At 72.8% G+C, this 13,976-nt stretch carries 3 protein-coding genes and 1 pseudogene; all 4 read right to left on the reverse strand.

Going from position 1 to position 13,976, the window contains the following annotated elements; translation table 11 throughout:
* Positions 1–12,678, reverse strand: a 12,678-nt coding sequence (locus ACFFNX_RS24700) for a WXG100-like domain-containing protein (RefSeq protein ID WP_378206776.1), incomplete at its 3' end; no start/stop codon positions are given.
* Between the two features lie 6 nt (positions 12,679–12,684).
* Entirely contained in the window at positions 12,685–13,017 is a 333-nt protein-coding gene (locus ACFFNX_RS24705) for a hypothetical protein (RefSeq protein WP_378206779.1), read from the reverse strand.
* Positions 13,010–13,441, reverse strand: a complete 432-nt coding sequence (locus ACFFNX_RS24710) for a YbaB/EbfC family nucleoid-associated protein (protein ID WP_378206781.1) — start codon at positions 13,439–13,441, stop codon at positions 13,010–13,012. The genes ACFFNX_RS24705 and ACFFNX_RS24710 overlap by 8 nt, the downstream gene beginning before the upstream one ends.
* Positions 13,442–13,470: 29 nt before the next feature.
* A pseudogene (locus ACFFNX_RS24715) lies at positions 13,471–13,976 on the reverse strand (hypothetical protein); the annotation flags it as partial.

A 13,976-nucleotide genomic window follows, 5' to 3' on the forward strand; every position in this document is an offset into this window, starting at 1 on the left:
GCGGCGGCCGTGCTCGTCGAGCCGCCGTCGCCGGCGGTCCCGGCTCGTCTCGAGGGTCCGGGTCCGCTCGGCGACCCGGCGCAGCGCGTCCCGGTCCGGCGACTCCTCCAGCGACAGGGCGAACCGCTCACCGTCCAGCTCGCTGAGCTGGTCGTTCCGGCGCCGGACCGCGTCCTCGGCGCGGGTGATGTCCCGCGCCAGCTCGGCCCGTTCCAGTTCGAGCCGCCGAACCTCGGCGTGCCACTCCTCGGCGGCGGCGAGCGCCCGGTCGAACATGCGGGGCAGTTCGCGGTGCGCCGCCTCCAGCCGTGCCCGGCGCTCGGCGATCTCGGCCGCGACCGCCTGCTCGAAGGTCCGCTGGTCGGCCCAGGAGGTGCGGTAGAACCTTCCGAGGTCGAGCGGGCCGAGTCCGTGGGCCAGCGCCTCACGGCGGATCTCGTCGGACCAGAGTCCGGCGCGCGTCGCCCGGTGGGCGGTGAGCGTGACGTCGTTGAAGGTCGCGGGGTCGAAGGCGTAGATCCGCCCGGCGGGGTCGACCCAGCGGCGGACCGTCGCGCCGCCCGGGTCCTCGATGTCGAGCCGCACGTGGGCGTTCAGCTCGTTCGCCACGTCACGGGCCAGATGGACCGGGTCCATCGACAGCAGTGACGCCTCCGGCGGCAGCGCGGCGGGGGCGCCGAGCGGGTTGTCCGGGCTCAGGTCGTGGATCCGGTTGACCTCGTGGATCATCGCGGTGATCTCGTCCGCGACCGGATGCGGCAGGCCGCCGGGGATCCCGTCCGCGGCGCGGTATCCGCGGTAGCGGGCCAGCGACGGCGGGATCGCGACCGTGGGGTCCACCGCACGGGCGGTTCGCAGGTCCTCCTCGATGGTCCGGATCGCCCAGTTCAGCATGGCGCGGTACCGCAGGACCTCGGCCTGCCGGCCGAAGCGCAGCGCCAGCCGGCCGTTCCCACCGGCCCGTTCGCGGATGTGGCGCACCACGCCGTGGTGGGCGCGCGTCGCGTCCAGGCCGTTGCGTCCCGCGTCCACGAGCAGCGTGTGGAGGTCGAAGCGCGGTGCGTCGTCCATGCCCCACCACGCGGTGGGGTCGACCCGCTCCTGCAGCGCCACCTGGGCCTGGCGGGTGTTCGCGGCCATCTGGGCGAGCAGTTCCTCGTACTGGGCCTCGAACATCTCCACGTACACGTCGCCGGTGACCGGGTCGCTGCGCACCGGGTCGCCCACGTCGTGGGACTTGCGCAACAGGTGATGGCGGGTCTTCTGCGCCTCCAGCCAGAACCGGCCGCGCATGCGGATCAGCAGGGTCGAGCCGAGTTCCTTGGCGTGCTGTTCGCGGCGGTAGTTCTCGGTGCCGGAGCTGTTCTGGTTCGCCGACGTGGTGCGGTTGCCGGAGTGGTTGAACTCCCAGTCGTGGTCGGGGCGATGCGGCGGCGCGTCGGCCGGCAGGTTCTGCGGATGGATCGTGTCGTTGCCGTTGACGGCGTACTCGCCGATGACCCGGCCCAGATCCGAGCTGTTGTTGACGGTGGTGCCGCTCTGATGCTTGATGTAGCGCCCGGTGCCGGTGCCGCCGTCGGACATCCGGCCGACGACCTGCGCGTCGAACAGGTCGCCCTGCATCCACACCCTGGCGCGCTCGCTGGAGTCGCCGGGGATGAACAGGTCATCGGCCAGCTTGTACCTGTCCCCGCCGGTCGCCTCGCGCACGTGGTTGGTCAGGTGCGACCGCGACAGCAGCACCGGCAGCGACAGGCTGGAGCGCGTCTTCGGGTCGTTCGCCCTGGCGCCGAGCGCCTTCTCGTACCAGCGCGGGCCGAACATCTCGCCGAGCATCTTCCGGCCCGCCGGGAGCAGGTCGTCGATCATCGCGCCGGTGACGTAGGCGTTGCCCGGCAGCTTCGGCAGCGGCACGATGTCGCGCACCTGCTCCGGCCCGTGCTGCCGCCCCGCCTCGGCGAGGGCGCGCGGCACCTGGAGGTTCAGCGTGCCCCGCGCGACGACCTCGGACGTCCGGCCGTGCCGGGTCCACTTCCCGAAGCTCTTCAGGAGCAGGTTGTTGAGCGGGCGGCCCGGCATCCTCAGCCGCTGGACCCGCACCGTCAGCCGGTGCCGGAACCGCACCCGGTAGTGACCGCTCCAGTCGTAGACGGTCTGTTCGCTGACCGCGTTCTCCGCCCGGGTCGTGCCGCGGTGGTGTCCCTCGGCGGCCTTGAGGTCGACCGGGCCGCTCGCGCGGTCGCCGCCGGGGCTGAACTTGGGGAAGACCCACGCCTGCGAGCCGTCGCGGGACTTGGACCTGGCCGTGGCGATGTAGCCGTGCCCGTAGTTCTCCAGGCCGGTGTCGGGCTTGAAGTCGTGCACCTCCGGGGCCGAGGTCAGCACGTCGGCCAGGTTGACCTCGACGACGTCGGTCAGGAACCAGCCGACGGGGTTGACCAGGTAGAGGGAGTAGCCGCCCTTGGCCAGCACGTCCTCCCACATCGCCTGGTCGCGGCCGCGGGCGAGGATCGACTGCAACGCGTCGACGCCGCCCTGCATCCGGCCGATCCGCCGGCCCCTGCCGTCCCAGATCTCCGCGCCGGCCGCGAGCATGCCGGGGGCCACCTGCTCGATCTGCTCCCGGACGATCTGGTAGGTGGACCGATGGTCGTCGTAGTCCAGGTCGTGCACGCCCGAATGCCCGAGGACCCGGCCGTTCGGGTCGTCCCGGGTCAGGTACTCCGGCATCTCCATCAGGTGGTACGGGCGCGGCGGGTTCGACAGGTTCTGCCGGAACGCCTGGTTGAACCGCTCCCGGACCTCCAGCGAGTCGATCGGCGCGCCGCCGGTGCGGTGCCGGTGCGCGAGGGTTCCGACGAGCACGCCGCGCCCGTGCTGGAAGGTGCCCGGCAGCACGGGCGCCTCGGCGTGCCAGCGCATCAGGGTCCGGGCCACCACGTCGCCGCTCAGCCGTACCGTGCCGTCGTGCCAGCCGGCCAGGACCTGGACCAGTCGCGGGCCGGTGAGCGAGGGCCCGTGGCCCTCGGCGTACGCGACGACGTCCGCCGGCATCCGCGGACGGAGGTACAGCGACGCCGGGTTCTCGAGGGAGTGCCCGAAGGTGGCGTTGAAGTCCCGGCGCACGTCGTCGTCGAGGATCCGGACCGTACCGGTACCGTGCATCCGCGCGAGCGCCCGCGCCAGCCGGACGCGGCTGACCCGCGTCTCCCGTGGCAGCCCGGGCACCTCCTTGTTCCAGCGCATGAGGATCTTCGCCACGACGTCGCCGCTCAGCTTGAGCCGGCCGTTCCGCCAGCGGAGCATGGCGTCCTTGAGCTGGGCGTCGGAGACCGGCAGGACGCCTTCGGCGTACCGGGTCAGCGCCTCCGGCTCGGGCAGCAGGTACACCATGCCCCGGCCCGGCACCGGTACGGGGCGGTACCGGGGAGAACCGCTCGGCAGGAGCTTGGAGTGCTTCTCCCGGAGGCTGCGGACGGTGAGGTTCACCGTGCTGCGGTAGGAGTAGACGCGGTTGAAGTCGAGCTGGATGAGCTCCTTGCCACCGGTGCGGCCGCTGCCCTTCGAGCGGTTGTGCTGCCAGTGCCGGTTGACGTCGGTCTCGCCGACCAGGGTGGCGTGCCCGGCGTCACCGCCGGCCGCGACGTCGAGCTGGTCCCAGGTCCAGCCGGCCGAGCTGGTGTCGGTGAGGCGGTTCTCGGCCAGCCACAGCTTGATGATGCCCAGGACGAACTTGTCGTTGGTGGCGCCGGTGAACATCGACGGGCCCATCTCGCCCCTGATGTCCATGGCGCCGAACGTGTCGCGGAACAGGCCCGGCTCGAACGGACGGTCGGTGGTGTACTCGCCCTGCAGGATCTCCTTCAGGTGCGACCGCAGCTCGATGGTGCTCGCGTAGGTGTCGCGGATCGAGGACGCCGTGCCGGCCGGGTCGGCCATGTCCCCGAGCGCCTCGATCGCGTCCCGGACGCCGGTGGTGTCGAGGAAGTAGACGACGCCCTGGTCGAGCACCTCGGCCGGCGTCGGACCGGCCGACCTCGGGCCCTGCTGCGGACCGGCTCCCAGGGGCAGCAGGTACGCCTGCGCGGTCTGGTCCGCCACGTGCGTCACCGCGGGGTCGCGGCTGCCCTTGCGGATCTTGCCCTGCCGGCCCGAGTGCTGGTACTCGATCCGGATGTGGTAGTCGCTGGTCAGCGCGAACTCGTCGACGTCCCCGGGGTACTCCAGGAGCTCCGGACGGTTGTTGAGGAAGTTCAGCGAGTCGGAGGCGCCGACGATCCGCTGGAACTCGATGCCCATGAGGGCCGCCTTGAGCACCTTGAAGGTCCCCCGCAGCTTGACGCCCCACGCGAGCTTGCGGGAGTGGCTGACGGACATGCCCGCGCTGTCCATGCCCATCGCCAGGTTGACGGTGTGGAACTCGTTCGTGCTGCGGATGAACCGCGGCGGTTTGGCGGTGTGCGGCGTCGCCGTGATGGTGACCTTCGCGGAGTCGACGTCCCAGTCCACCCCGGCGCCGCCACGCCGCTTGCGCAGGGTGAAGGTCATGCCGTCCTGGTGGATCTGGTCGTAGTGGGAGTCCAGGCCGCGGCTGGAGACCATCTTCTCGACCAGTTCGAGGTTGTCGATCAGGCTGTCGGTCTTGTTGCCGTGGCCGTACCAGGAGTACCCGGCGAACGGGTCCTCGTCGTCCGCCGGCAGGAAGCCCCGCCCGCGCAGTTCGTCCTTGACGCGCTGCTGGAGCGCCTGGACGGTCCCGTCCGCGACCATGACCAGGCCCATCCCGACACCCTTGCCGTCCGCGACGTACTGCGGCACCGGTTTGGTGGCGGGATCGCCCTTGCGCACGCCGGTGTTCCGGATCGCGTCCGGCGCGTACGGCCGGGTGCCGCCGTGCGCCGGCGGCCGCTTCAGCGCCTCCCGGTCGACCGCGAAGCCGTGCTCGTACGCCGCCGCCTCCGGCATCCGGACCAGGGCGCCGCCGCGCACCGGCCTCGTGGTCCTGGGCGCGTCCCGCCGGTCGCCCTTGCGGACGCTGACCGTCGCCCGGTGGGAGAACGACATGTGGTACGCGGCGGTGTGCGAGGTGTTGCGCGGCACCAGCACGTTGAGGCCGACCCGGCCCGTCGATATCCCGTCGACGTTGGAGGAGGTGAAGCCCAGCGAGGTGCTGACGCCGAGGCCGACGTCGGGCAGCCCGAGCGGGTTCGGCAGCAGGTCGAACTCCAGGCTGGGGAAGGTCAGCGTGCTGCTGTTGGTGATGTTGTGGCCGCCGCTCGTTCCGTCGATGGCGGTCCGCACGTTCTCGATGTGCGCCTTGTCGCTGGTCGCACCGACCCGGGGCGCGGCGGCCAGCCGCTCGGACCTGACCGCCACCGTCGCCACCGGCCGCCCGTACTTGTTGTGCAGCGTGATCCGGTAGCCGCGCGCCGTGTTGACGGCCTCGTCCAGGTGGGCGTTCAGGTTCCACAGCTTCTGCAGCAGCTCCTGGCGGATCATGCTGCCCATCGGCAGGTCGAGGCCCTGGCCGCGCAGCGTCGCCACGATCTCGTCGAACAGCCGCGGGATGTTCGTCAGGCCCGACGCGGAGAAGAACGGCGGCAGATTCCTCGTCTTGACCGCGGCGCCGGTCGCGGTCACCTGGTCCGGCGCGGGAGTGTCCAGGTAGTGGCCGGGGATCCACAGCAGCAGCCGCTCGTCGGTCCGGCCGTCGAGGCGGTGGACGTCGGTCGTGGTCCAGCTCTGGTTCGCGTCGGTCCGCAGTTTGAACGACCACTTCGGCATGTAGGAGACCAGGCGCGCCTCGGTGCGGTTGTCCTCGACGTGACCGCCCTCGGCGTCGGCGATGTGGGTGTCGCTGCGGTTCGACTGGTTCGTCGTGCCGGAGATGCTGCCGCCGACCTTGACGACCTGCAGGACGCCGGGGCCCACGCCGATGCCGAAGGTCAGCGAGAGCGCTCCGCGGGTCGCGCCGGTCTGCCCGGCCTGGGTCTGGACGTGCGCCCCGGTGGCGTACGTCGCGTTGATGGTGTCGACGGCGTGGTGCTCGCCCTCGACCGGCGGCAGCTGTGAGGGCGTCAGTGTCGAGCCGGCCGGGTTGTTCAGCGTGTGCGGGTCGGTGGCCTCGAGCGAGATGAGCAGTTCGGCGTCGCCGATCGGCACCTGGAGGCCGTTCGTGCCGTTCGGGGCGTCATCCCCGAGGAGATACGGATAGTTGGCGAGCATCCGGTGGGCCAGCAGGTTCAGCTCGTTCTCGTTGTACCGCACCCCCGCGGCGTCCAGCTCGGCGCGGATGCTCGCGAGGAGCTCCGGCTGCCGCGGCAGGCCGGCACGCGGCACGCCGATCGAGCGGATCATGGGGTCGGCCGCGATGGGGGTCGCGACGGGCTGCGGCGGCAGCGGGCCGTTCGGGGGCCGCGGCGGCGCGGTCGGCCGGTCGTCGTCCTTCCTGTCCTCCGACCGGCCGACCGAGCTCGACGAATGGGGATCGGGGTCGGGATCGGGGTCCCCGTCCTGCCGGCGCCAGCCCTCGCGAGCGCCGTCGAACAGCGCCATGAGGATCGGCGTCCCGCCCTCGTCGCCCGGGGAGAACACGCGGAACCAGTCCTCTTCCGGCGTCGTTCCGTCCGTCGTGCCGCCGGGGCGCCGGGACACCACGTCGCCGGTCTCCGCGTCGTACCCGACCTCGTGGGGAGTGGCCAGCACCGGCTCGTCCAACGCCCGCGACAGCGGCTCGGCGACGCTCGCTCCCCCGGACATCAGCAGGAACGGCTTCATCGCGGGCGCCTTGCCGGCGATGACCGCGGCCAGCGCGTCCACCGAGATCTCCCGCTCGCCGGCCGTCACCCGGCCGTCGTGGACGGAGCCGAAGACCAGCACCATCCCCTCGGGCGCGAGCCGGCCGAGCCGGGTCAGGGTCTTGGCGTCGAACGCCGGCCCGGTCTTCGGCGCGCCCGGGAGCCAGATCGCCACCACCTGGTCGCCGACCATGCCCACGCGCGTGTTCCGGATGACGTCCTCGACCCGCATCGGCGAAGGGGCGGGCGACCGCGGCTCGGTATCCGGCGTCCTCTCCGCCGCCTCGGAGACGTCCCGCTCGTCCTCGACTCCATGCTCGTGTTCGAGCGCGTCCTCGGTCTCGTCGTGGACGGTGACCTCGTCGGCGAAGCGGACCTGCTTGCGCGGGCCCGAGGACGTCTTGGCCCTGGCCGAGGCGCCCTTCCGCGCGGCCTCCGCGACGAGTGCCCGCGCGAGCTCCGTCCCGGCCCGGCGTCCGGACCGGGCGAGCTCCGCGGCGACCAGCAGCCGCCGAGCGCGGCCACCGGCGGGCGGCACCGGCGTCTGGACGGTCGCCTCCCGCAGGATCGTGTCCGCCTCGTTCAAGAACCCTTCGGCCCGCGCGTCCGACATGAGGCCGAGCGTCGTACGGGCCCGGCCCGGGTCGTTCCTGGCCGCGCTCGCGAGCCCGGTCACGTGGCGGGACCGGACGCCGGAGGTGGAGGAGCGCGGCAGGCCGAGGATGTCGGCCGCGAGGTTCTCGGCCGCCTGGTGGCCGGCCCACGGGATCTCCGCCGCCGTCAGCAGCCAGACGAGGGCCAGCCGCCGTGCCTTGCCCCGGGTCGCGAACGGTGAGGGGTTCGTGCCGACCAGGTGCTTGACGATCAGCCGGGCCTCCTCCAGGACCTGCGCGTAGTGATCCTCCGAGGCCTTCTTCACCAGGTCGAGCGTTGTCCGGGCGACGTCCAGCCGTTCGTGGTCGACCGTGACGCGGGGGACGGGCTGAGGCGGCGGCTCGTGCAGGCCCTTCCGTGCCAGCTCACGCGCGAGCGTCTCCCCGGCCGGGCGCCCGGAGTGGGCGATCGCCGCGGCCACCAGCAGCCCGGCCCGGTCGGCGCGGGAGACGGGACCGCCCTCGTCCCGTGCGGAGGGCACGAGGCCGCTCAGGTCCCCGACGAGCGCCTGCGCCTCGTTCAGGGCCTCGGCGCGCCGCTTCGGGTCGAGCTCGTTCAGGGTCGTACGGGCGTCGGCCAGGGCCGGGTCCGGGGTGCTCTGCGGCTCGCCGGCACGGGACGCCGGAGGCCTCGTGCCCGGACGCACGTCCGCGGAGGCGACCTTCGTGGTGTCCGGCGTCGTCGCGGCGTACGGCGGCGGAGGCTCATCCCTCTCCGCGCGATCGGCCTTCCGCCCGGGCGCCTTGGGCGTGCGCTCGGTCCGCGGTCGCTCCGTCCCGGTCGTGGCGGGCGGCTTGTCGGTGGTGGCCGCCCGGCCCTCCTCGGCGACCCGTTCGGGCTGCTCGAGGACGGTCATCGTGCCGTTGCCGTTACGCGTCCCCACCGTGCCGTGGGTGCCGGTCCCGGCCGTGCCCTCGCCGCCCTTCGACTCCGCGTCACGCAGATCCTTGAGGGTGACCGGCTCCTTCGGCGCCGGGCGGAGCCTGACCGGTCCGGCCGGCGGGTCGCCGCGCTTCGCCCGCTCGGCCCGCGCCTTCTCACGGGTCTCGTTGTCCAGGCCGGGGATGCCGGTGCCCTTGCCGTCGCCCTTGCCCAGCACCTCGCCGTCGCCGGGGAACTGCTCGCGCTCCTGCGCCGGGCGTTCCGTCGGCGGGTCGTCGGCGGTCATCGGGTCGCCGTCGTATCCCTTGCCGGTCCGCCGCGGCGAGACCGTCGGCGCTCCCCCGGCGGTCTTCGCGGCGCGTGCGGCCTCCGCCCTCCGATGGTCCTCTTCGGTGAGACCGGCGATGCCGGTGCCCTTCCCGTCATCCTCGCCGAGCTTGTGGCCCGTACCGGAGAACGGTGCGGGCCGCTCGGCCGGCGACGACTCCGGCGGCAGGTCGGCGAAGGTCATCGGGTCCCCGTCGTACCCCTTGCCGGTACGGCGGGGCCGGACCCGCGCGGACCGGGCCGGCGGCCTGCCCTGCTCGGCCCGTTGCCGGTCCTTCTCGGCGCGCTCGGCCGCCGACTCGGCGCGTACGTCGTTGTCCAGGCCCTTGATGCCGGCGCCCTGGGCGTCCTCCTCGCCCAGCCGGTGGCCGGAGCCGGAGAAGGGCTCGGTGCCGCGGCCGGTCCTCTCGCCGTCCCGCGCGGCGAGCCGCTTCCGCCGTTCGGCGAACCACCTCGCCCGTTCGCTCTGGCTGAGGCGGCGGATCCCGCCCGTTCCCGTGCCCGTGCCCGTGGTCCGGCCGACCCCGGGGAACTTCGGCGGTGCGGTCTCCGGCAGGTCGGCGACGGTCATCGGGTCGCCGCCGTGCCCCTTGCCCGAGCGCGGCGGTCGCGCCGTTCGCGGAGGCGTGGCCCGCTTCTCCGTCTTCTGTTCGGCCGCCGCCTTCTCCTCCGCCCACTTCTTCCGCGTCTCCGGATCGACGCCCGGAATGCCGCTCGCACCGTCGCCCTCGCCCAGGGTCTGTCCGGGGCCGGAGAACGGAGTCGTGCGCGGCCGCTCCTCGACCGGCTCGGCGGGCAGGTCGTTGATGGTCGCGGGGGTGTTGCCACCGCGCCCCCGGCCGCCGCGGCGCGGCCCGGCCCGTTTCCGTTCGGCCTTCCCGCCGGTGGCGGCCTTCTTCTGGGCGTCGGCCTTCTCCTCCGCCCACTTCTTCCGCGTCTCCGGGCCGATGCCCGGGATCCCGCCCGTACCGTCGCCCTTGCCCAGCACCTCGCCGCGGCCGGCGAACGGGTAGCGTCCACGGCTGTCGTCGGTGGGCGGCCGTCCCCAGGGCAGCGTCTCGACGAAGTCGGCGCCGTCGCCGGTGCCCTCGGTGGCCGGGGGCTGGTCCGACCCGATGTACGCGCCGTGGGGCCACGGGGTCGAACGCTCGGCGATGGCCCCGCGCGGGAAACCCTCACTGGTCGGCAGGAACTGCAGGCTACGGAACCGCTCCGGCAGCGTCGCCTGCTCCCCCTTCTGGCCGTCCAGGTACACGATCCGGCCGTTCCTGTTCACGACGTTGAACACGTGGTCGACGTCATTGCCGCTCCGGCCGACGAGGAGCATCCCGCGCGCGCCGTCGCCGGCGGCCTTCATGGCGTGCTCGACCGCCTGGTAGCCGGACACGTCGACCGGGTCGCCCCTGCCCATGTTGGCGAGGTGGTCGTACGGGGCCTGCCGCTCCGGCGGCACCTGGTAGTAGTGCAGTTGCGCGGGCCGTACGCCCGGGTTCTGCCGCGCCTCCTCCAGGGTGAACTCGACGCCGATGGCGGCGAGGAGGCAGTTCGTCAGGAAGTCCCCGCCCGTGGTGTACATCGGGTTGATGTCGGGCAGCCAGGGGTAGGCGCTCCGGAACTCCGCGTCGGACAGGGGGGTGTGCGACCACGGAGGCGTGATCGGTCCCGGTACCTGCACCGGTCTCGGCCGCCCCCCGTTCCCGGGGAAGCTCATCCACTGCACGCCCTTGCGCCGGCCGTTGCCGACCTGCGCGCGGTCCACCCGGGCCACGACCTCGACGCGGATCCGGTCCGCGGCGGCCTGGACCTCGTGGGCGGGCAGCACCTCGCCCTCGGCGGCGTCCACGACGAGCCGCCTGGCGAGCGGCACGTGGGAGATGTCCAGGGAGGCCAACTGCGCCGCGGGGACGACGGTGGCGTCGTCGATCACCTCGGCGGGCAGTTCGGACCGCGCGGTCCCCTCACCGGAGGACGCCGCACGGGCCCGCTCCTCCATCCGTGCGCGGAACGGGTTGGTCTGCCGCTGCGGCGACCGTTCGTTGCCGCCCTGGTCTCCGGCGGTGCGGTCGCTCGTGGTGCGGTCGCTCGTGGTGCGGTCGCTCGTGGTGCGGTCGTTCGCGGGGCCGGTGTTGCCGGGGATCCTGGTCTGCGACCGGCTCGGGCCGCCCTGGTTCGTCGTGGTCCGGTCGTTCGAACGGCCGCCGGTGCCCTGGCCCGCCCCGGCGGTGGCCTCCTCCGAGCCGGTGCCGTTCGCGGAGGTCCGGGTCGTGGAGGGGGGCGTGGTCGCGGACCGGCCGCCCTCGCGGAACGGGTCGCGCGAGGAGGCCGAGGACGTCGAGGAGGTCGTCTTCTGGCCGCCCTGGTCCTCCCGTGTGAAGGAGCCCGGCGTCCCGGTCGAGGAGCGCGTGGCCGCCGTGGACTCCGACGCGTCCGTGCTCGTACGCTCCCGGCTCGAAGGCACGCTCGTCGCCGGGCTGGTCAGCCCGGTACGCGAGGGGGTGTCCTCCGGCGACACGGGCGGCCGGGCCTGCGAGTCACGGGTCGACGACGATCCGTTCCGCGAGACGCCCGTGGCCGGACCGGTACGCGAACCGGTGTCTCTCGGCGAGGTCTGCGAGGCGCGGGTCGGCGACGATCCGTTCCGTGAGACGCCCGTGGCCGAATCGCTACGCGAACCGGTGTCCCTCGGCGGGGTGGTCGAGGCGGGCGGCTGCGTCGTGTTCCGGCTCGTGCCGTCGCCCGGCGACGGTGAGGACGGCCGGGTCGACGGCGGGCTAGACGCGGGTGACGTGGCGGGCGTCGACACGGCCGTCGTCGTGTCCTCGTCGAAGTGCCCGAGCAGGGGCGCATCGTCGGCGAAGGAGTCGGTGTCGGAGATGTCGCCGGCCGGCGACGGCGCGCGGTCGTCTCCCTCGTCGCCGTGGCCGCCGTCGCCGAGCGCCGTGTAGCCCTCCCGTACCGGCTTGGGCCCCGCCAGGCGCCCGCCGATGCCATGACCGCTCTGCGTGGCGATGCTGGAGGCCACCCCCGAGGTGAAGGAGAAGGGGTTGAACTGGAAGCCCTGCCCGTTGGCCGCCATGACGACGCCCTCGGTGATGGCCTCGTGCAGACCCTCCTCGGTCATCTCGATGATCGCCGGGACCCCGATCTCGGTGAGCCGGATGCGCAGCGGCTTGTCCGCGGCGCGGAACAGGTTCTCGGTGATGCTCTTGGCGGCCTTCGGGATCGGCGTGTCCTTGCCGAGGTTGCGCGCGGCCCCGTTGACGGCGCGGACCACGACGGGCTGGAGGGTCGTGGCGCTGACCTCGCGGCCGAGAAGCCTGGTGAGCCCGTTCGTCAGCTGGTGCGACAGGAAGTGGCCGATGGCCGAGAAGGGCAGCGACAGCAGCCCGCCGATCGCGCCGACCTCGACCGCGCTGATGGTGGCATGGACGTCCCAGCTCGTCCGCGTGCCCTTGGCGAACTGGATCGCCTGCGTCAGCACGTCCAGCGCGACCTGGAACGCGATGCCGAACAGCTCGGCGAGGATGAACTGCAGGACCAGGCGTCCCCACCAGGTCTTCAGCAGGAACCGGACGATGGCCATCCGGGCCGCGAGCCAGGTCATGCTGGCGCCGTCGGTCCAGAAGGCCATCGCGATCGCCCAGGCGATCTGGGCGATGAGGAGCACCAGCTCCTCGATCGAAATGATCTTTACGTACTCCACCTGGGTGGCCGCGTCCAGCAGGAACTTCTTCAGCTGCTGGAACTGCGCGGCCGCCTGGGGGATGTACCGCGGCTGGTCCACGACATAGGGCGCCATCATGTCGGCGAACTTGATCGCCGACTTTCCGGTGAAGTTCGCCCTGATCTTCTGGACCGCCTGGAGCATGTACGGCGCGAGCTCGTTCTCGAGGCGATCGCCGGCGGTTCCCCAGGCGTTGCCGACCTCGCGCAACGCGTCCTCGTTCGCGGTCGGCCACTTCTCGCCGGTCAGGACGAGGAACAGCCCCTGTACGCCCTCGGGAACCTCGATCGCCATGGGGAATCAGCCCTTGCGGCCGTGGCCGCCGGATTCGGTGATGGTCGTGTCGTTCACGTCACCGAACAGGCCGCCCAGCTCGATCGTCTTGCCGCCGTGCGTGTCGACCAGCCCCTTCAGGTCGCGCAGGAAGTCCTCACTGTCCTCGGCCGCGGGGTAGTAGTTCGCCTCGAAGGCCTTCTGCGTGTCGCCGTTGCCGCCGAGCCTGCGGCCGTACTTGCTGGTCACGTTGTGCAGGTCGCCGTAGATGGTGGCCGCGAGGGTGGCCAGGTGCTCGATGTCGACGCCACCGCGTCTGAGCTCTTCGATGTCGACCGAGAAGGTGTCGTCGTCAGCCATCGCGGTCCGCTCCTTCCGGGGAGGTTCCGTTCGCGTCGGGGGCCGAGGCCATCGCCGCGGAGACCGCGGCGTCGAACATGGCGTCGAGGTCGAAGTCGCCGTCGACCGGGACGCCCAGTCCAGGCGGCAGGAGCCCGGTGAGGGCGCTCGCGGTCTCGCGGGCCGCGTCCTCCTGGGCGGCGCGGACGGTCGAGACGATGCGCGTGCACAGCTCGGCCGGGGCGAGCCCGCGATAGCGGGTCCCGGCCAGCCGCAGACCGGTGAGCCGGCCCTGGCCGTCGACGGTCGCGGTGACCATCCGGTCCTTCGACGTCGCGGTACCGGTGACCTTCGTCATGCGCTCGCCGGCCGCCTGGATGCGGACCTGTTCGGCACGCAGCTCGGCGATGGCCTGCTGCATGTCGAACTCCATGGGTTCGGACATGGTTCGTTCCTTCCGTGGTCGTGCCGATGTCACGTCGCCGACGCGGAGCCGGACTCCTCGCCGGGGGCCTGGATCTCCTCTTTCCGCTCCTTCTTCTCGGCGGGGCGACGCCGTCGCGTGTCCGGGCGAGCGCGGCGTGACGGCCCGGCCACCGGTATCTCCTCGGGTTCGAACACGTCCTCGTCGAGACGGCCGATGACGCCGGAGCCGACGTCGACGCGCGTGCCCCAGATCTCCTCGTCCTCCGACAGCCAGGTCTGGCGCTCGCGCTCCTGCGGCTTGTCGCCGCCCGCCCCGGCGCCGCCCATCATCGGAGGGAAGAACGGGACGCCGCCCGAGCCCTCGCCGCCGTTGCCGGAGGAGCCGTTCACGCCGTTCGCGCCGTTCGCACCGGGACCGCCACCGCCGCTGAGCTGTGACGGATATCCGGAGAGCCCGCCACCGGCGCCTCCGCCGAGGCCGGTGCTGCCGAGCCCGGCACCGCCGACGCCGCCCAGACCGCCGCCGATTCCGCCGACGCCGCCCAGGCCCGAGC

The organism is Actinoallomurus acaciae (assembly GCF_042429965.1).
Lineage (GTDB): Bacteria > Actinomycetota > Actinomycetes > Streptosporangiales > Streptosporangiaceae > Actinoallomurus > Actinoallomurus acaciae.